Here is a 377-nt window from a genome sequence, read left to right as displayed (position 1 = left end):
GAAGTCTGCGCCGCCTGCCACGGGTTGGAATATGTGGCGATGCGTACGCTGGGTGACGAAACCGGCCCCAACCTGCCCGAAGCGCAGGTGATCGAATACGCCAAGCAGTTCGATGTCTACGATTCGGAACTCGACGACACGCGCCCGGCGACCCCGGTGGATCACTTCCCGCAGTCGAACCTCGCCAATGCGCCTGACCTTTCGCTGATGGCGAAGAAGCGTGCCGCCTTCCACGGCCCCTATGGCCTTGGCATCAACCAGTTCTTCAAGGGTATCGGCGGGCCGGAGTATATCACCGCCCTGCTGACCAGCTATACCGGTGAAGAGAAGGAACAGGCAGGCACAGTGCTTTATGGAAACTCGGTCTTCCCCGGCGG

General features: G+C 61.3%; 1 protein-coding gene. It reads left to right on the top strand.

Annotation, left to right across the window (positions count from 1 at the left end):
• A partial coding sequence (locus tag A3764_RS01095) for a cytochrome c1 (RefSeq protein ID WP_236627983.1) occupies positions 1–377 on the top strand: 377 nt, incomplete at both ends.

It is taken from the genome of Sulfitobacter sp. HI0129 (assembly GCF_001635395.1).
Classification (GTDB): Bacteria; Pseudomonadota; Alphaproteobacteria; order Rhodobacterales; family Rhodobacteraceae; genus Sulfitobacter.
Note: the sequence above shows the minus strand (reverse complement) of the source record. Positions and strands in the feature narration are given on the sequence as shown.